The organism is Microvirga lotononidis (assembly GCF_034627025.1).
GTDB classification, from domain to species: Bacteria; Pseudomonadota; Alphaproteobacteria; order Rhizobiales; family Beijerinckiaceae; genus Microvirga; species Microvirga lotononidis.
In genome coordinates this window covers 61,164-79,714 of sequence record NZ_CP141050.1, presented here as the reverse complement: position 1 = coordinate 79,714, position 18,551 = coordinate 61,164, and the positions used below count along the sequence as shown (strand labels likewise).

At 61.4% G+C, this 18,551-nt stretch carries 15 protein-coding genes and 1 pseudogene; 6 read left to right on the top strand and 10 right to left on the bottom strand.

From position 1 onward, the window contains the following. Positions 1 to 65: 65 nt before the first annotated feature. On the top strand, positions 66 to 788 hold the full coding sequence (locus U0023_RS29945) for a Crp/Fnr family transcriptional regulator (RefSeq protein ID WP_322883916.1): 723 nt from the start codon (positions 66 to 68) through the stop codon (positions 786 to 788). Between the two features lie 466 nt (positions 789 to 1,254). Here U0023_RS29945 and U0023_RS29940 read toward each other — a convergent pair whose 3' ends face one another. From U0023_RS29940 to U0023_RS29930, 3 genes are read right to left on the bottom strand one after another with little or no spacing between them, the layout of a single operon-like run. Then, positions 1,255 to 2,067, bottom strand: a complete 813-nt coding sequence (locus U0023_RS29940) for an ABC transporter ATP-binding protein (protein ID WP_009489619.1) — start codon at positions 2,065 to 2,067, stop codon at positions 1,255 to 1,257. Beyond that, positions 2,064 to 4,073 carry a Fe(3+)-hydroxamate ABC transporter permease FhuB gene (gene fhuB / locus U0023_RS29935; protein ID WP_009489620.1) on the bottom strand — a complete coding sequence of 670 codons (2,010 nt, stop codon included), beginning with the start codon at positions 4,071 to 4,073 and terminating at the stop codon, positions 2,064 to 2,066. Before fhuB ends, U0023_RS29940 begins: the two co-directional genes overlap by 4 nt. Next, entirely contained in the window at positions 4,070 to 4,861 is a 792-nt protein-coding gene (locus U0023_RS29930) for an ABC transporter substrate-binding protein (protein WP_195904162.1), read from the bottom strand. The genes fhuB and U0023_RS29930 overlap by 4 nt, the downstream gene beginning before the upstream one ends. Before the next feature lie 596 nt (positions 4,862 to 5,457). Here U0023_RS29930 and U0023_RS29925 point away from each other — a divergent pair. Beyond that, on the top strand, positions 5,458 to 7,602 hold the full coding sequence (locus tag U0023_RS29925; RefSeq protein ID WP_009489622.1) for a TonB-dependent siderophore receptor: 2,145 nt from the start codon (positions 5,458 to 5,460) through the stop codon (positions 7,600 to 7,602). Positions 7,603 to 7,661: 59 nt separating this feature from the next. Next, positions 7,662 to 8,552 (top strand): alpha/beta hydrolase, encoded by an 891-nt coding sequence (locus tag U0023_RS29920; RefSeq protein ID WP_009489623.1) that lies wholly within the window; start codon positions 7,662 to 7,664, stop codon positions 8,550 to 8,552. Between the two features lie 269 nt (positions 8,553 to 8,821). Here U0023_RS29920 and U0023_RS29915 read toward each other — a convergent pair whose 3' ends face one another. Both U0023_RS29915 and U0023_RS29910 read right to left on the bottom strand, forming a co-directional pair. Further along, positions 8,822 to 9,061 carry a hypothetical protein gene (locus tag U0023_RS29915; protein ID WP_009489624.1) on the bottom strand — a complete coding sequence of 80 codons (240 nt, stop codon included), beginning with the start codon at positions 9,059 to 9,061 and terminating at the stop codon, positions 8,822 to 8,824. Positions 9,062 to 9,100: 39 nt separating this feature from the next. Further along, positions 9,101 to 10,816 carry a recombinase family protein gene (locus U0023_RS29910; protein WP_009489626.1) on the bottom strand — a complete coding sequence of 572 codons (1,716 nt, stop codon included), beginning with the start codon at positions 10,814 to 10,816 and terminating at the stop codon, positions 9,101 to 9,103. A gap of 369 nt (positions 10,817 to 11,185) precedes the next feature. Between U0023_RS29910 and U0023_RS29905 the strand changes: the two are divergent. Continuing rightward, positions 11,186 to 11,287 (top strand): annotated as a pseudogene (locus U0023_RS29905) (IS110 family transposase); the annotation flags it as partial. Between the two features lie 26 nt (positions 11,288 to 11,313). On the opposite strand, the gene U0023_RS29900 reads toward U0023_RS29905, so the two are convergent. From U0023_RS29900 to U0023_RS29885, 4 genes are all read right to left on the bottom strand, one after another. Continuing rightward, positions 11,314 to 12,294: an ABC transporter substrate-binding protein gene (locus U0023_RS29900; RefSeq protein ID WP_040638074.1), complete on the bottom strand. Its 981-nt coding sequence runs from the start codon at positions 12,292 to 12,294 to the stop codon at positions 11,314 to 11,316. Between the two features lie 169 nt (positions 12,295 to 12,463). Then, positions 12,464 to 14,215 carry an adenylate/guanylate cyclase domain-containing protein gene (locus U0023_RS29895; RefSeq protein ID WP_009489632.1) on the bottom strand — a complete coding sequence of 584 codons (1,752 nt, stop codon included), beginning with the start codon at positions 14,213 to 14,215 and terminating at the stop codon, positions 12,464 to 12,466. Between the two features lie 211 nt (positions 14,216 to 14,426). Next, positions 14,427 to 15,410, bottom strand: coding sequence for an ABC transporter substrate-binding protein (locus tag U0023_RS29890; RefSeq protein ID WP_009489634.1), 984 nt, complete (start codon positions 15,408 to 15,410; stop codon positions 14,427 to 14,429). 673 nt (positions 15,411 to 16,083) lie between these two features. Beyond that, positions 16,084 to 16,455: a GatB/YqeY domain-containing protein gene (locus U0023_RS29885; RefSeq protein WP_009489636.1), complete on the bottom strand. Its 372-nt coding sequence runs from the start codon at positions 16,453 to 16,455 to the stop codon at positions 16,084 to 16,086. Positions 16,456 to 16,530: 75 nt separating this feature from the next. Here U0023_RS29885 and U0023_RS29880 point away from each other — a divergent pair, with 75 nt between their 5' ends. Further along, the gene (locus tag U0023_RS29880; protein ID WP_040638077.1) at positions 16,531 to 16,944 is read left to right on the top strand and encodes a helix-turn-helix domain-containing protein; all 414 of its coding nucleotides are present in this window, start codon (positions 16,531 to 16,533) and stop codon (positions 16,942 to 16,944) included. Further along, positions 16,941 to 17,855: an alpha/beta fold hydrolase gene (locus tag U0023_RS29875; protein ID WP_009489640.1), complete on the top strand. Its 915-nt coding sequence runs from the start codon at positions 16,941 to 16,943 to the stop codon at positions 17,853 to 17,855. Before U0023_RS29880 ends, U0023_RS29875 begins: the two co-directional genes overlap by 4 nt. A gap of 305 nt (positions 17,856 to 18,160) precedes the next feature. Here the strand turns inward: U0023_RS29875 and U0023_RS29870 are convergent, their stop codons facing one another. Then, positions 18,161 to 18,538, bottom strand: coding sequence for a MerR family transcriptional regulator (locus U0023_RS29870; protein ID WP_009489642.1), 378 nt, complete (start codon positions 18,536 to 18,538; stop codon positions 18,161 to 18,163). Positions 18,539 to 18,551 lie beyond the last annotated feature (13 nt).

Below are 18,551 nucleotides of genomic sequence, written 5' to 3'. Positions count from 1 at the left end.
TCGCCATTGCGAGGCTCTTCGGCTAAGCTGCTAGGCATTGGCAACCGTCGTATAGCAAGAGCCCTATCCTGACTTCTTCCTTCATCCGCAAACTGGAGCAGTACGACCGCCTCTCAGAGGCCGAACGACAGGTTCTGGAGAGCGCTGTTGTCCGGCAGAGAACCGTGGGCAGGGGCGAGGACATGATCCGGGAGGGCGACCGTCCAACCGAGAGTACGGTGCTCATCGAGGGCTTTGCTGGGCGCTACAATGTCCTCAGAAATGGAAAGCGCCAGATCACCGCCCTGCACGTCCCCGGCGATTTCACCGACCTTCATAGCTTTCTGCTGAAGACCATGGACCATTCTGTCCTGGCGATCACCCCGTGTACGATCGGCATGGTGCCTCACGAGACGCTGCACGACATCTTCGAGAACCACCCTCATCTCGCCCGTCTGCTTGCCGTGAGCCTTGCCGTGGATGCCGCCATTCACCGCCATTGGATGGTGGCCGTAGGGCGGCGCTCGGCGCTTGAGCATGCCGCTCACCTGCTCTGCGCGCTGTTTGTCCGCCTTCAGGTCGTGGGGCTTACCGAAGGCTACAGGTTCCGGCTTCCCCTCACCCAGGCAGAGCTGGGGGACACGCTGGGGCTCTCCGCCGTTCACGTGAACCGGGTTGTCCAGGACCTGCGGAAGGAAAACCTGATCACCTGGCGAGGTGAGATGGTCACTATCGAGGACTGGCCACGCCTCCAGCAACTCGCCGATTTCGATCCGACCTTCCTAAGTCTGCAAAACGAGCCGCGATAACAAGAAAGGGATTGCCGAGGGGGGAATGTCACATTAACGGCGAATACTACCCTGTACTCGTCAAGGGAAAAACCTCGCACTGAGGAAAATCAACGACTTGGGCGGTGCAACAACTGTCCGTGTCGGTCGGCCAACGGCTGTACTGAGCTAATGTGACATCCCCTCCGGTGCATAGACCTGGATTCAGCGGAACATGTGGTGTGGCCGACCTGCACACCACCATCCAAGAGCATGCGCTCGAAATCGCGGTAGCTGCTTGAGAACATAAGATACCACCGGACCGTCCACCGAATGATCTCCGCCGTGAATTTTCGACCCTTGAATGGGTTCTTGCTTCCTTGCTTCACCACCAGCGCCCTTATACCCTCACTTCATAGCTGGGGTAGGCGAAGCCTTAAAGCTGCATCAGACCCAGCAAAGCCGCCTCCTCTCTTGCACCTCTCCAGCTTCGAGGCGCGCTCGAAAATCAGTTCGCCACCGCAATGCCTGCCGGGTGCAGGCGATGGGGCAGGATCTCCATGTCAACGCCGTAGACTTCCCGCAGCGTCTCCGGTGTCATGAACCCATTGACACCCGCACTGACGACAAGACGGCCGCCCCGCAGTGCAAGGATGCGGTCACAGAACCGCGATGCCATGTTCACATCGTGCAGGACGACAACGACACTGCGACCGCCCTCGTGCGCCAGGCTGCGGATCAGCGACAGGACCTCGATCTGATGGCTGATGTCCAGCGCGGATATGGGCTCGTCGAGCAACAGACAATGTGCATCCTGCGCCACCAGCATGGCCAGCCAGACACGCTGGCGCTCCCCTCCCGAAAGCATCTCCAGATGGCGGTTGGCCAGAGCGCCGGTCCCGGTCACTTCCATCGCTTCCATTGTGCGCACGCGATCTGTTTCCGTGAAGCGGCCGAAGGGGCCATGCCACGGGTATCGGCCGAGCGCCACCACCTTACGGACAACGAGCTCGCTGCCGGTCTGCGGATACTGAGGCAAATAGGCGATCCGTCGTGCCAGATCACGCGATTCCCAATCGGCCAGCGCACGGCCCTCGAAGCTGATGCGCCCGCCGCTCGGCGCACTCTGGCGCGCGAGGAGCTTCAGAAGCGTGGACTTGCCTGAGCCATTGGGTCCGACAAGACCGACCACTTCCCCGCCGCCGATCCTGGTCGAGATGGGATGCAGGATTGGCACGTCTCCTACATGGAAGCGCACGCTCTCCAATGTGAACCCACCGGCACCGGTTGGGCTGTGTGTGTGCGACGCCGTCGAATTCATGCTGTCCGCTTTTGAAGGAGCCAGAGAAGGATAGGAGCACCGATCAGGCACGCGACGAGGCCTGTGGGCAACTGGAACGGAAACGCGATCATGCGAGCTGCCCAATCGGCAGCAATGAGAATTGCCGCTCCGGCTAACGCGCTGGAGGTCAGGCCAGCCGCGACATCCGTCACACCGAGGTATCGAACCAAATGCGGAGCAATCAGTCCGGTAAACGTCAAAGGGCCTGCGAGGGGCGTCGCGCCGGCGGTTGCCAGCACCGCAAGGGCAATGAGCAGGATGCGTACCCCGGCAATCGGAACCCCGAGCCCGATCGCGGCCGTTGCCCCCAACGGCAGGATGGAGAGCCAGCGGGTGAGGCACAGCGCACCGCCGATGGCGAGCCCAGCCAAGACGAAGGCAATCGCCACCGATTGCGGCTCGAAGGACGATCCTGCTCCGGTCAGCCATGCCAGGAGTTGAAACGCCCGCGGATCGCCAGCCGACGACAGGAAGCCGATGACCGCGTCGAGAAGCGCCGAGAGTGCGACACCGGCAAGAAGCATGCGTTCGGGCTGGAAGCCGCTCCGGCGCGCCAGCAGGAGGATGAACCCCAAGATAACTGCCGCACCGATCGCAGCCGCTGTCGTCAGGATTGCCGGTGTGGGCGCAAGTCCGATGACCAGAGCGATTGCCATTGCGAACGTAGCGCCAGCACTCACACCCAGGATCTCTGGGCTCGCCATCTCGTTTCCCGTGAGCCGTTGCAGCAGGAAACCCGCTGTGCCAAGGAGCAGGCCCGCGACTGCCGTCGCAAGCACCCGAGGCCAGCGGTAAGGCAGAACATCTGTAACTTGCGTGGACGCGAGCACTTGCCAGGCTCCGTCAGGAGCCCGTTGCAGAAACAGAGCCATGATCACAAGCAGCACCACGAGGCCAACAAGGGAAAGCGGTAGCAGCAGTGAAAGCTTTCTGTCAGACATTCGCCTTCGTGCCATCAACGCCGAAGGCTGCACCGGTCTGGAGGCCGCGGTGACGCGGGGGAGAAGCCAGAGGAGAATCGGCGAGCCGAGGAGCGCGGTCACCGCGCCCGTGGGCAGAAGATCCGCATAGAATCCTGTCAGCGTCTGCAAGAGAAGGTCCGTGACCAGGAGCAGCAACCCGCCGATGACGGTGGCCCCCGCAAGCCTGCCGGCGAAACTGCTCACCCCGGACAACCGCACGATTAATGGAGCGACGAGGCCGATGAATGCGATCACCCCGACGGCACTTGAAGTGAAGGCAGCCAACAGGGCAGCGAGAGCGACGGCAAGCAGGCGCAACTGAGACACATGCAGGCCAAGCCCCCGTGCCGCATCCTCGCCAACATCAAGCAGCGCGAGCGGACGCACGAGGAGGAGCGCCAACGGAGCAACGACAACGAGGCGAATAGCCAGATCGATTGAAGGCGTCCAGCTTTGCTGACTCAGGGAGCCAGACCCCCAAACGAACAGGCTTGCGAGATAGCGGCTCTCGATGAGAGTCAGCGCGGCCGTCAGCGCACCGCAATAGAGGCTGACCAGCAAGCCCGACAGGACGAGGGACAAGGGAGAGAAGTCCTGCCTGCGGCTCAGCGCGAACACCAGCATGGTGGCAAGTCCGGCGCCCACAAGCGCGACGACATCTCTTCCCCAGCCGAAGAGAGCGGGAACAACCAGCGTCGTGATCCCCAATGCCAGCCTGGCGCCGGCATCGATGCCAAGAGTACTGGGAGAAGCAAGAGGATTGCGCAAAGCCTGCTGCAATAGTGCGCCGGAGGCTCCGAGCGCCATCCCGCACAACACCGCCATCACGAGCCGTGGCAGCGTGGCATAGACTAACACCATGCGCTCAGGGTCGTAGTCTGACGATGGCACACGAAACAGCAGCGGCAGCTTGGACCCAAGCACGAGCGCCATGAGCACGATGGCAAGAGCTGTCAGGCCAAGGATGAGAAGCCCGACACCACCGCGTAGGCTTGTTCTCAATGGTTGGAAGACATCGCTCATGGGTTGCGCTCCTCCAGCGCATCGAGCAGTAGCGTTGCCCAACGCCGGGCCGCGGGGACCCCTCCGAAGGCGAGCACCGGCGGCAGGATTGGGATCGGCCCCCCGGCCCGCCTGATCGGCAGCGACCGCCACAGCGGGCTTGTTTCGAGCACAGCCCGAACATCGGGCGGCATATAGTCGGTGACGGCCACCGCCTCGCCAGCCTCTACGAGGCGTTCGATTCCTACGGTCCCAAAGCCCCAGTAGCTCCCTTCATTCGGCCAAGCGTTGCGCAGTCCGATGCGGTCGAGGACATCCTGCTGCAATCCGGGCCGCGCGTAGACGCGCGCGTGTCGCGGGTCGAGAAAGGAAAGCATGAGGATGGGTTTGTCGCAGAAGGGGCGCGCCCGCTCGGCGCACGCGTCGAAGAACGCCTCGGTTTCCTGCAGATACGCCTCGACACGGTTTTGAAGACCCAGAATGGCACCGAGATGCCGCATGGATGCGACCGCCTTCGGCAGCGGCGAGCCGCCGGGCGAATAGATACTAATGCGCTCGACCGGAGCGATGCCACTCACCCTTGGCTCCACCATAGCGACGAAATCCGTGGTGAGGATGAGATCGGGCCCCAGCGCGGCCAGCAGCTCGATGTTGGGAGCAAAACTCGTACCCAGATCGATGGTGCCAGTGGGCAATGGGGGCTCCTTAACCCATTTGTTCCAGTCACGTGCCTCGGCCACAGCGATCGGCGGCGCGCCGAGCACGATAAGTTGCTCCACCAGGGCAAAGTCGAGAGACGCAATGCGCACAGGGCGCGCTGCAACCGACGATGACGGAAGGAAGGGCGCCGCAAGAAGGCTACCGAGTACGGCACGCCTGCTGAGTGCCCTCACAACCCGGCGACCGGAAGGCGTGTGTTGTGTCGTATTGGAATGCACCGGGAATCCAACCTTTTTGCAATTACCAACGATGGGGCGCTGTGACCAAGATGAGCTGCCCCTCGGCGGACAGGCATGCCCGAATACCCCATCCAGGAAGCTCGAGCGTCTTCTGCAGGTCCAACATTGAGCGCTCCGTGGTGCAATAAATGGGACGGCCATATCGTTGAAGATCTGGCTCAAAGTCAATACTCATGTCCATAACACAAGCTCGCGGCGAGCCATCGCTCAATTTCCGCGCCACAATCCCAAGTCATGAGTCCCTTAAATATAGAGTTCCTTGTTTAGAACCGCTCAAGACTGATAACTTAATGCCCACTATGTTGGCATAATATTTTGTAATAGATCTAAACTGGCTTGTTGTCGCCCTACAACACTGTTGAAAACTTGTCTTTTGGCACTTGCTGAAACACGCCACACAATGAACAGGTGATCGCCATATTGCGGAAGCGAGCTTGGAGTCGTTCATGGTATCGGATTATTTCACCGGCGGGAGTTACAAGGGGCTGCGCGGGGTCAGGCTGCTTTCGCTCTCCGGCTCATTGTTGTTCCTGGCAAGTGCGGCACTCGCCCAGGACGCAATCCAGCTCGAAACGATTACCGTCGAGGGTGAGAGCACCAGCGAGGGCGGTGTGACCGCTGACGGCTATGTCGCGACCCGCGCGGACGTTGGCACCAAAACAGACACGCCGCTCGTCAAGGTGCCGCAGACGATCAATGTGGTCACCCAAGAGCAGCTCGAAGATCGCAATGTGCAAACGCTCAAGGAAGCGCTGGCCTACACACCGGGCGTGCGCACCAACGCATTCGGCTTCGACAACCGCTTCGACAGCTTTTCGATTCGCGGCTTCGACGTAACCTATACGGGTGTCTATCGCGACGGCTTACGCGAACTGAATGGCAACTTCTCGATCTTCAAGACTGAACCATATGGGCTTGATGCGATTAGTATTCTGAAAGGGCCAAGTTCCGTCCTTTATGGAGGTGGCTCCCCAGGCGGTATCGTCAACCTCGTCACGAAGCGCCCGACCGAGCAGGTGATCCGCGAGATTGAGGGGCAAGTCGGCAACCATGATCGCTATCAGGGCCAGTTCGATCTCTCGGGTCCGGTCGTCAACAACGACAACATCCTCTACCGCCTGACGGGGCTGTTCCGCAGCTCCAACACGGAGTTGCTCAGCGTTCCTGACGACCGCATCTACATCGCCCCGGCGCTCACCTTCCGCTCGGACGATCGCAACACGAGCCTGACCCTTCTTGGCGAATACTCGCACTTCCAACTCGGCGGCAACTCGTCCTTTTTCAACGAGAACGGACGGATTACGAGCCTCGAGTCTGGCGATCCTGCCTTCGGCACCTTCGTGCAGGACCAGGCCCGCATCGGCTACGAGTTCAAGCACAGGTTCAACGACACGTGGAGCGTGCGCCAGAACCTGCGCTACGCCCATATCTTCGCAGATCTGCCGTATACCCAGATCGACTCGATCACGCCCGATCGCCTGTTCGCGACACGTTCGACGGGTCTTGTGACCGACAGGCTCAACTCGTTTGCGGTCGACAATCAGGCCCAGGCCAATTTCCAGACCGGCACGGTCGACCACACGCTCCTGATGGGGCTCGACTACACCTATGTCAACGTGAACGACAGGATCGGCTTCGGTGCGGCGCCCAACCTCGACCTGAACACTCTAAACTATGGTCAGCAGCCGATCTTCCGGCCGACCTACAATTTCCGCAATCTGACCACCGAGCAGAGCCAGACGGGCATCTATGTCCAGGACCAGCTCGAATGGAACCGGTTCATCCTGACGCTCGGCGGTCGCCATGATTGGCTGATCAGCAAGAACAGGGCCTTCAACGGTCTAGGCGAGGATTCCGAACAGAGCGACAAGCAGTTCTCGGGCCGCGTTGGTCTGGGCTACCTCTTCGACAGCGGCATTGCGCCCTACGTGAGCTATTCAACCTCCTTCGCGCCGACAGTAGGCGCCAGCGTGAATGGAACTCCCTTCAAGCCCACCGAGGGCGAGCAGGTAGAAGCGGGCGTCAAGTACAAGCCCTCCGACCTCAACCTTTCGGCAAGTGCAGCGGTCTTCCGCATCATCCAGTCCAACGTGCTGACGACCGATCCCAACAACATCAACTTCCAGGTCCAGGAGGGCGAGGTGCGCTCACAAGGACTGGAGTTGGAAGCGACGACCGGCCTGCCCAACGGCCTTAACCTGACTGTCGCCTATACCTATCTCGACCTCGAGATCACCCAAGGCGACAATGCTGGAAATGTGCCGTCGAGCATCCCTGCTCACCAGTTTGCGATCTGGGGTGACTATACGTTCCAGGACGGCGCAGCGGAAGGATTGGAGCTGGGCTTGGGCCTTCGCTATTCAGGAACGAGCTATGGAGACAGCCAGAACACATTCGAGAATGACGCGCGTTTGTTCGTCGATGCCCTGGTGTCGTACGATTTGAGCAAGCTGAACCCGAGCCTGAAGGGCGCCGAGGCAAGGCTCAACGTCAAGAACCTCTTCGACAAGCGGGAGCCTGTGTGCGAGTCAGGCTACTGCTACCTTGATGAAGGACGGCAGATCATCGGCAGCCTGCGCTACCGCTTCTGAGGCACCTGTCTTGTCGGTAAACCCCTGATATTGCCGTTATCGCTGGAAGGTTCCGTGGCATGACGCAAGCCTACACGCTCGCCGGTGCGAGCGTTCATGACCTCGAAGCGCCAAGCGGCGCGGTCTATCGCCTTCTCCTTTATGTGCCGGTCGGGCTACCCCCAGCGCTGGGCTGGCCGCTGTTGATGATGACGGACGGCAATAGCTGCTTCGGCACGGCGGTCGATGCACTGCGGGCCCAGGCAGACTACCCAAAAAGTAGCAATGTGGGGTGGGGCGTGGTCGCGGCGCTCGGCTATCCGACCGAGAACGCCTACGATCCCTTGCGCCGCTCCTGGGATCTCAGCCCGCCGCCCGGGCGGAGGTATCCGCCCTTCACATCAGGCGGACCGGAAGTACGCACCGGCGGGGCCGACGAGTTTCTCGATTTCATCGAGAGCCGGGTCATACCATTCATCACCTCCCGCGTGAAAATAGACCTTACGCAGCGAACCCTCTTTGGACATTCCTTCGGCGGACTTTTTGGCCTTTATACACTGTTCAGGCGGCCTGCCCTGTTCCAGCGGATCGTTGCCGTCAGCCCCACGATCCATTGGGAGGACTGCACGCTTCTCAGGAGCGAGGCACAGGCCGAATTCAATGTTCCCATACGCCCGACAGTCTATCTGTCGGCCGGCGAGCATGAAGGCGACCAGCTAGCTCCCTTTCAGGAGAAGCAGGACGACGCATCCGATCGCCTCGCGAAAAAGAAGCTCGAGCGCACGATCGATTTCGCACGTGAGATGGCTGAACGACTGAGAGACCCTAACGGCGCTAACCTAAGCGCCAATTTCGAGATCTTTGCCGACCATACGCATATGTCCGTGCCGACACCGGCAACGGCACGTGCAGTTCAGGTCGCGTTCGCTCTAGATCAACATCCAACCAACGGAACTGCTCTGGTCTTCTAGTCGCGAGCCATTTTGAAGTCGTTTTTCAAAAACTCACCGGCTCAAAACGCGGATCAGGGCCGAGAGGGACTAGGGGAGCTCGGCCTAAGCGGATCAAAGGCGTGCCGGGTCGACGTATGCCGGGGACAGGGTCGTCTTCGCGGTCGACAGCCGTCGCCGCATGATGAGCTTCGCGGGAGAAGCCTTCCTATGTGGATGCCGCACTCGGCTGGATCAGCGGTGCATCCCAACAGGCGGAATGGCTCGGCCCAGATCCCGGCAGGGACGTCTCAGCGCGGGACAGGTCGGTTGACCCGCTTTACGGCTCTGGCCTGCAACTGCGCGAGAAGTGCGAGCAGCGCCGGCCCGTCTCCACCTTTGAGCGTGTGCTTGGATATCTTGTCACTGCCCAGCACCAGCGAGGTCACCAGCCACTTCGATTGGCTCAACTCAAGTGAGAGCACGAGCGCGACCTGGTCCGAGTGAGCGGCGGTGTCAGTTGTAAGAGGGTGATCAGCCATGACAGACATGAGGTGTCTCCAGCACTGGTTTGCGACAGCCTCACACTATCAAGGGAGGCCGCCATCACTCTCATAGGATCTTGGTGTGCCGCAGTGGCGGTGTTGATCGTCCGTACAATGGTGCCAAGTTCCTTTGTCTGAGGGAGTTTCCAACGGTTCTGAGGTCTCAGGCGCCGGAAGTGGCACGCGGACGACGACTTCAACGTGGTTGCGGTCGATCTCGACCCGTCGCACTACGGTTCGGATCAGGGCTTGCTTGCCCGCCCAATCCAGATCGTCCAGCCCATCCCTCACCCGGGCGGCAAACTCTTCGACGCGACCGATCATCAGCGTCAATTCACGTTCAGCGTCAGCTTGCTCTACCGCCGCCCGACGCTGCTCTTCGAGCCGGGCCCGGCGCGCTTTCAGGCCTGTGATGCGCGGCTGGAACTCGTCAGGCTCGATCACACCCTCGGCGTAGCTGTCGATCAACCGCCCGATTCCGCGCTCAAGACGCGCGATCTGACGCTCCAGTTGCAGCCCATCTTCGGATCTGTTTGCATGGGGTTGAGTTTGCGCCAGGCGTCGGTGATATTCCCCGGCCACGCGACCAGGGTTTTCCAGGAGCGCGCAGACCCGATCCCAGACGGCCTGCTCCAGAGCGTCGCCCCGGATCTGAGGATTGTCGCACACCGCATGGCCGTCAAACCGAGATCCATCGGTGCCGATGCAGCGATAGTAGCGATACACGCCCTTGGCCGGATCCCGCTTCGACTGCGTGGCCGTCTTGCCATAATAGGCATAGCCGCAGCGGCGGCACACCGTCAGACCCTGCAGCAGCCAGCGCGGCCCCGCCCAAGACGCCCGCTTGCGCTGGCGGTTCTCCTGCAATTGCGTCTGCGCGGCCTCAAATAACGCCGGGTCCACCAGGGCCGGCACCGGAACCTCGATCCAGTCCTCTCGCGGCACCTTCACCCGCACACTGGGCTGGCGGTAGTGACGCCCCCGCAGGGGCCGCAGCCGCTTGGGCGAGCCTGAGACATAGCGGACATGGCCGTAGATGGCGCGCCCCACGTAGGCTGGATTCGCGAGCATCCCACACAGCGTTGAGGCATACCAGTGAGGTGATCCGCGGCGGGTCATGATCCCCGCCTGCTGCCACCGGCGGCAGACCTCCCGCAGGCTGACCCGCTCCAGCCCGATCCAGCCGAAGATCAGCCGGACCACGCGGGCTTCCTCCGGCACTACTTCAAAGCGAGCCCCACCCCCGCCGAGAGCCTTGGGCACATAGCGGTAGCCATAAGGGCTGGTGGTGAAGGCGCTGACCAAACCTGACTGGGCCGCATGGCGGCGTCCGCGGCGGCTGCGCTCGAGGATTTTGGAGCGCTCGTATTCGGCGATCACGCCTTGGATCTGCAGCAGCAGGTCGTCCTCGGCGGTGCCCCCAATCGCGTGGTTGAGGAAGATCACCTCCGCCCCGGCCCGGCGAAACTCCTCCATCAGGAGCACCTGATGGGCATAGCGGCGCGCCAGCCGATCCGGCGCAAGAACATAAACCCGCTCGATCTCTCCGGTGGCGACGGCATCCCGCAAGCGCTCCAGGCCCGGACGCACCAGAACGGAGCCGCTATAGCCCTCATCCCCATAGGCATCGTCCGGCACAAGAGATTGCTGGTCAGCGGCAATCCGCTCGTGCAGGGCGGCGACTTGGCTGGCGATGGTATGGTCCCGCGCCTGGTGTTCGGTGGAGACCCGCGCGTAAAGGGCAATACGACGATCAGGCATGCTTACCTCCCTGACTGCGGGTGGTGTGAACGGGAGTTTGCGATCGGGGATGTTCGGCGGCTCTCCGGGTCGCTTTGGTTTGGGCTGGCACAACACGCCGATAGGCCTCGATCAGGCATTCGGGGCTGAACCGCGTGATCTCGAAGGACTCCCGCACCTGTAGGAGCGGACGACGCGTCTGCCGGGTCATGGGCGCCTCCCTGAGCGGCGCTCCCGACGCATGCCGCCTGACGCGGCTTTAGCCTGCCACAACCCTCACCCAGGCGTCTCGCCGGACGCAGGTCACAGCGGTCGAGCAGTACCGTCCAGTCAAGGCGGCTGTTGGCACCATTGTACGGGCGAGATTGGACACCGCTTACGGGAGGCGCCCTGGGAGAGGTTAGCACCATCGGCTTGGACTTGGCGAAGAACGTGTTTCAGGTCCATGGAGCGGATGCATCTGGCACGGTGCTGTTCGGTAAGAAGCTTCAGAGCCCGTCCCGGAGCTGGAAAGGACATCATTCGATTACTGTGTCGGCAGTGCTGATTATCGAAGGCGGGATGATGATGCTGAGAGCTTTCGCCGTTTTCAGATTAATGACCAACTCGACTTTCGTGACCAGTTGTACCGGCAGATCCGAAGGCTTCTCGCCTTTCAGGACTCGTCCCGCATAACTGCCGGCGCGACGATGCGATTGCATGAAATCACCACCATAGCTGATCAGGCCGCCCGCCGCTGGAAAGTCGCGAGACTGCGTGACCGCAGGCATGGAATAGCGAAAACACAAGTCGGCAAGCCGCGTACTACGGAAGGCGAAATAAGGATCCGAAGTGAAGACAAGGCCTCCTGCCTGATGCTGCGTGGCAGACAAGAACATCGCTTCAAACTCTTCTTCGGTGCTGGCATTTATGACCTGGAGCCTAACGCCGAGAGCCTCGGCCGCAATCTGGAGGTTCTGCACCTGCAGGCCCGAAGTCGGGCTGGTCGGGTTGACGGCCACGGCGAAGGATGACGCAGTCGGACGTAGCTCGTGCATGAACTCCAGCCGCTTGCGTGAGACTTCCACGCTCAAACTCGACACGCCGGTGAGATTGCCTCCCGGCCGCGACAGGCTGTCGACCACACCAAGCGCGACGGGATCGCCCCCCATCTCGAAGACGATGGTGATCGTCTTCGTCGCCGCTTTTGCAGCGAGCGCAGCTGGTGCGCCGCCGGACGCGACCAAGACGGAGACGTTCCGCCTGGCGAGATCGGCTGCAAGCGCGGGTAACCGATCGTACCGGCCTTCCGCCCATCGGTATTCGATCGTGACATTGCGGCCCTCGACATAGCCGATGTCTGCAAGGCCTTCCCAGAAAGCCTGGAGGCGACTGTTGAATGGCCCGGGCGTCTCAGGCGCGAGATACCCTATGACGGGCATTGCCAATGGTTGCGCGCGCACCGGAAGCGGCCATGCCGCTGCACTGCCGAGCCATTTGAGAACATCTCGGCGCTTCATCGCGTTGGCGGCCGGACGTGAATGCGCGGGCAATACCCGAGATAAGGTTTTATTCCAACCGCCACCATCTGGTCACCTTGCAGCTTTCAAGGGCAGCCGACGAGTTGGTGCCATCATAGCTGCAATGTCTGTTTCACGAAACTGATCCGAGTGATCTTGGAGGAGGAAATCAGGCAGCATTGGGCTGCTTCGCGAAGGAGATGCGGTACACGAGGAATTCCTCATCGTATCCCTTGATCAGACGCATGCCCAACGGGTGCACGGCGCGCTTGTCTTTGACTGCGTCTGCAACCGTCGCATCTGCGAGGATCTCGCGATCCGCCGCTGAGGCGCACAGTCGGGCAGCAAGGTTCACGACGCTGCCGATGGCGGTGTAATCGAAGTGGCTCTCATACCCGATCCGCCCGACTGTCGCCGGTCCCATCGCAAGCCCCACCCCGAAGCCGATCCGATGCCCGCGGTCCCGCCAGCCGACGGTGAGTTCCTGCACGCTCACCTGCATCTCGACCGCGAGATCCACGGCTCGCAGGGCAGGCTGCTCGACTGCAACGGGAGCATTGACGAGCACCATCAGGCCATCGCCCGAGAAGCTGGTGAGCGTTGCTCCGTACTTGGTGATGATGGCACCGAGCGCCTCGTAGTACTCGGAGAGTACGCTCATGATCTCCTCGGGCGCGGCTCGTGCTGAGAAGGCGGTGAAGCCTCGCAAGTCGCAGAATACCGCCACTACCTCGGCGCGGCGACCCTCAAGCACGCCGTCGTCTCCTGTCCGGTCGACAAGTTCGGCGACTTGCGGCGCGAGAAACCGCCTGAGTTTGGCGATGCGCTCCTGGCGCTCTTGGGAGACGGCCAGTTCCGTGGCCATGGCGTTGAAGCTGTCGGCGAGCCGCTGAAGCTCATCGCCGGTCCTGATCTCGATGTGGTGGTCGAAGTGCCCGGCACCGATGCGTTCGGTTCCTCTCTCGAGCAGGCGGATCGGTTCGGTCATGCGGCGGGCCAGGACGACGGCGAGCAGGGCCGCGAAGGCAGCGCCGGCAAGAAGAAGCCCCGCGGTCCGCCAAAGAGCAGCATAGATAGGCCCGAAGGCCTCCGAGAGCGGCTGCTCGACCACAACGGTCCAATCCGGCCCGGTGACTGGGGCGGCCGCAACTGCAATCGGGGCGCCAGTGATGTCGCGGCTCGTCGCGAAGCCAGCATTGGCAGGTCCGATGGCCTGCTGGGCTGCCCGAAATGGAGCCAAGGTGGCCTCGTCCGCCCCGCGTAGGACGAGGCTGATGTCCGGATGCGCCACGAGCCGGCCTCGCTCATCGAGCACGAAGGCGTAGCCTGTCCGGCCAACCTTGATGGCCGAGATCACGTCATAGATCAGCTTCAGGTTGATCTCAGCAACGACGATGCCTACGGAGGGGCGGTTGCCGGATATCGCCACCGTCAGGTAAGGCTCAGAGCCGCGGTGGTAGCTGACCTCGCCGTACCGGATCCGGGTCAAGCGGGCACCGAGGACTGCCGGATCCCTGGAGCGATCGGTGCGGCTCTCGGTCCGATTCAGTCCGATCCGCGACACGTACAGCCGCTCCCGTCCCGAGCCGTCGACAAGGGTGAGATCGACGATGGCGGGGACTTGGCGTAACAGACGAAGCGCATCGATCCGCCGCCGCTCGTCCGGTTCCTCGGTCCAGGGGAGCTGGACCAGCCAGCCGAGCTGATCGGTAATACCGTCGAGGAACCCCTGGATGCGCAACGCGGCGGACCTTGCCTCGACACGCAGCAGTTGGTCGAGCCTGGACTGCTGGTCACGATAGCCTAACCAAGCCTCGCTGATACCATTGGTTGCCAATGGAATGATCACGGCGAGGAACAGCACGATGAAGTACTTTTGGAAGAGGCGACCAAGCGGGCGGCGGTGTGTGGTCATCGCCATGGGTGCTTCGGCCGTTCCCGCCGGACCCCATCTGAAGCGAAAAGGATGGGGATCGCTCGGCGGATCAGGACGGGAGGCACGGCAACCATCGAGAACCCTCGATCATGGATGATGCAGGCCTCGACTATGAGATTGAACCTGATGGGTCGCCAGTGGCTTGCCCCCGGAACCCGTGACTATTCCGTACACAGGACCCGTGCAGCCAGGCTGCTTACTCGATCACCTCGTCTGCAATGGCTAGCACGGTTGGCGGCATGGCGATATTCAGCGTCCGCGCCACCTTGAGATTGATGATCAGCTTGAACTTGGTTGCAAGTTGAATCGGCAGGTCGCCCGCGCTCTCGCCCTTGATGATCCGTGCGACATATGCCGCCGCCTCTCGGAAGAGTTCGGGGATGTCCGCACCGTAGAACATCAACGCGCCTGCCTCGACGAACGCTGGCCATTCCGCAATTACCGCGATCCTCGCCTCGGTAGCCGTGCGAATGATCTCGTCCTTTAAACTGACGGTCAGGAAGTCGGTGATCACGATCACCGCATCACCACCTTGACCTTCTAACGACCTGATGAGCTCGCGAACCTCGCTGGGCGAACTGGATCGAAGTCCGAGGCGCACCGGCTCGAAGCCCTGGGTGCGAGCCGTCGCGTCGGTTTGCGCTCCCCACTCCCGGAATACCGGATCGGCGACGTTGTGCAGGACGCCGAGCACAGTGGAGTTTGGCAGCATCTCGCGAAGCGCCTCGATCCGCTTGGCCGACAAGGCTTCCCCGAAGTACGAGAAACCGGTGACGGTGCCACCGGGCCTGGCGAGGCTCGAGTATAGGTCCTGATCGCCAGGAACGGGGGGCAGGCCGAGAGCCACGATCGGGATACGGGTGGCGCGATGGATGGCCCGGGTCGCCGCCGGGCCGGGCGCGACAAACACATCGACCCGTCGCCGCGCCATGTCGTCAATGAATTGAGCCGCCAGGTTCAGGTCACCGCCAGCATGGCGGGATTCCAGCAGGATGGTCCGGCCTTCAACGTGGCCGTGGTCTCGCAGGCCTTGCCGGAAGGCTTCAAGGACAGGATGATCGGCCTGCTTCGATGCAAGACCAATGAAGGCGACGACAGGCATCCTGTCTCGCGTCTGCGCCAGGCTGCGGGAAGCCATCGGCAACCCGGCAAGCAAGGCAATGACATGCCGGCGCCTCATGCGATCACCTCATCAGGTCGGGCGGCCCAGCAAGGATCTTACGCTTACTGCCCAACCGACTCCATAGAGGGCCTCGCGTGACCTGCTGCCTATGTGCCATGGAGGCTTCGGTGTCGTAACTGGCTAAGCCTCGAACGTGGGGTCGGAACAAGATCTGCGCCTATTGATACGCTAAGGTTGAGCGGATCGGGAATCTCTCACGGGGGTGAGGACTGCCCCATTTGATGTAGGCAGGATGATCCTCACGTCGATCACGTACCCACTTGAAGCCATTTTGTCGAACCGATCGCAGTAACTCTACTCTCATGCGGACGCCTCTTTGAATCTCACCCTCCTCCATCAGTCATCTATCTGAGACAGCAGCTTCGGTACCCAGAATCACGCCATCTTTGGTCTTCGAAACGGTCTGCTGACTTGGTTTTCGATCCGTGTTCCTGCTACGGACGACCATAGCGTATTATCGCGCACAAATCTTGCGCTGACCCCAGCTCCGCAGCGTGCCTGAAGCTGCCCACTTGGGCGGCGACCGCGAGGTAGTGAGTTGCCCAAGCGCATGCCTCATGCAGGCGCTCGGGTGCCGATGTTGCTTCGGAGCGCCTTCCAAAGGCGAGCCGAGGCAAACGTGTCCGTTGCCGGCTTGGGCATTTGTTCCTCGTTCACATAACCATCGACGCTATTGTTGGACATAGAGGCGCAGAATTCTGATCTCGGCGTTGAGCGCGATGGAACGCGCTTCTGCGCCCAATCGTGCCAACTCGGCAGCGGACTCCACCCGCACTTTGATCTCGCCCATCAACACGGCGTGTACGTCTTCCTGCGTGAGCACCCGGCGCACGACTTCAGCCGATCCGGCACTGAAGGAATGTCGATCGAGGGATGGATGCTCCTTACGAAGCGGCGCTGCTTCCGCGTTGTCGAGTGCCGCAACCAGCTCTCGAAGCACAGCAGTCTCGTCTTTGTCGCCCCGCTTCATAGCGGCGCGTAGGTCGCGGCGAAGCAGGGCTTTCATCGCCTCGCCCGGATTCTCAATCGCAGCGTCATTCATATCGCCTATTGCTCCTAATCGCTCCTTATTGTAGGAAGTTATGGGTCCATTGTGGAGTCTCTTTTCATGTCAAACATGCTTTTGACGGTCGAACAGGCCGCCGAAGAGCTGAAAGTCCATCCCAAAACCGTTCTCCGGTACATCCGCGAAGGCCGCCTCCAAGCCACGCGGATTGGCAAGGCTTATCGTATCGACCGCGCCAAGCTTGACGCTTTCGCCGGCGTGGCAAGTGGGAGGACCCGGCCTCCTCACGGTGTCCGCGCGACCGTTATTGTCGAGATTCCGGCCCTAACCACCGAAGCGGCCGAGCGCATGGCGACCTTCCTCGGCGCCGCGGCCCTGGGAGGCGACGCCGAAACCAGACCGCTGCATTTCAACACGGCCTTTGACCCGACCAGCGGTGATCTAAAGATCGTGCTCGTCGCCGCTCCGTCCGATGCCGCAAGACTGCTCGAGCTTATCGAGCTGCAACTGGGACTTTCGCGATGAGTGATCCTGTCTTTCGCAGCGACGCCGATGCGGTGGAGATCATGCGGGAATACCGCGCCGTGCTCGACCACTGGCCTGTGCCGAAACAGGAGATTGAACTGTCGACTTCGCAAGGCCCGACGTTCGTGCTCGGCTGCGGTCCAGAGACGGCGCCTCCCGTGGTCCTGCTCCATGGCGCCCAGGCGAACAGCGCCGCATGGCGGCCCGACATCGCACTTTGGTCGCGCTGCTTCCGGCTTTATGCGGTCGATATGATTGGCGAGGCGGGACTGAGCGCCCGGGTGAGGCCGCCGCTCATCGGTGACACCTACGCGATCTGGCTCGACGATGTCTTCACTGGGCTTGGACTTGCCCGTGCAGCGTTGGTCGGCACATCGCTCGGCGGCTGGCTGGCGCTCGACTATGCCATGCGGCGGCCGTCACGGGCTTCCGCGCTCGTGCTGATGTGCCCCGCAGGCATCGGACGGCAGAAGAGCTTTCTCGTCGCTGTCGCACCCTATTTGCTGCTCGGGGCCTGGGGAAAGCGGAAGATTGTTGAAAAGGTGTTCGGGCCAGCACCGAAGCGTCTACCGGCCGATCTTGAGGCGATCTCCCCTCTCATGGACAGTATCAGCCGAGCTATCAAACCACGCGTGATCAAGATTCCGCAGCTTAGCAATGCCGCATTGGAGGCGCTCACAATGCCGCTCCTTGCCATAATGGGCGGACGTGACGTGCTTATCGACTCCTATGACACTCGCCTTCGGCTCGAGCGGCATGTTCCTAACGCCGAAGTCTGTTTCATTGAGGAGGGTTATCACTTCCTGCCAGACCAAGCGCCGCGAGTCTTCGATTTCCTCGTCCGCAACCTACAAGGGCACGATGCCCAAACCTGTCGCGATTCCAAGTCATGCGCCGCTGCTGATGAATGACGGCGAGCTGACGCGACCTGCCGTCGATGATCGTGATGGATCCGATAAGGTGGACGCCCCCAACGGCCTCACATGAGAGTGTTCGGTCGATGGTTCATGCCTGATCCCTCCCGATGATCGCTTCTGCAGTTTCGGTAGAAACCTGACCGTGTCCCTGGATCCGTAGATCAAGCCCATTTGCATCGTGCGGCCCCGTGGCCGCATCGCCTCACATCCGGTTGGTCTAACCGAAAACTCTCACGTTCATTGGTCCAGCTTCGTAGGAGGGGACCAAACTCGCCCGAAGCTTGATCGGCTATGTCGCCTCAGGCGATAGCTGATTCGACAGCTTCTGCGCTTCGGTATCGTTGGAGCTTTTCGCAAATGAAATCCTCGATGTCGCGCAGCGCGGCCTGCTTTTCACAAATTACTACAAGCCGAGCCTCGAGGAACTCGATAGTCTCGCTCCTGCTGGGACGCGCCGAGGCATAGGCCTTCAGCAACGGCGCGATCTCCGTGAGCGAAAAGCCGAGCCGTTGGGCTTGGCGGACATGTTCGATCGTCTCCAACACAGCGGGATCGTAATCGCGGTAAACCCGACTGCCCGCCTGGCGGGGACTGGAGGCGATCAATCCCATCTCCTCATAGTGCCGGATGCCGTCTTTCGACATGCCCGCCATTTTGGCCACCTCTTTGATGAGCATGCCAGCACCTCTT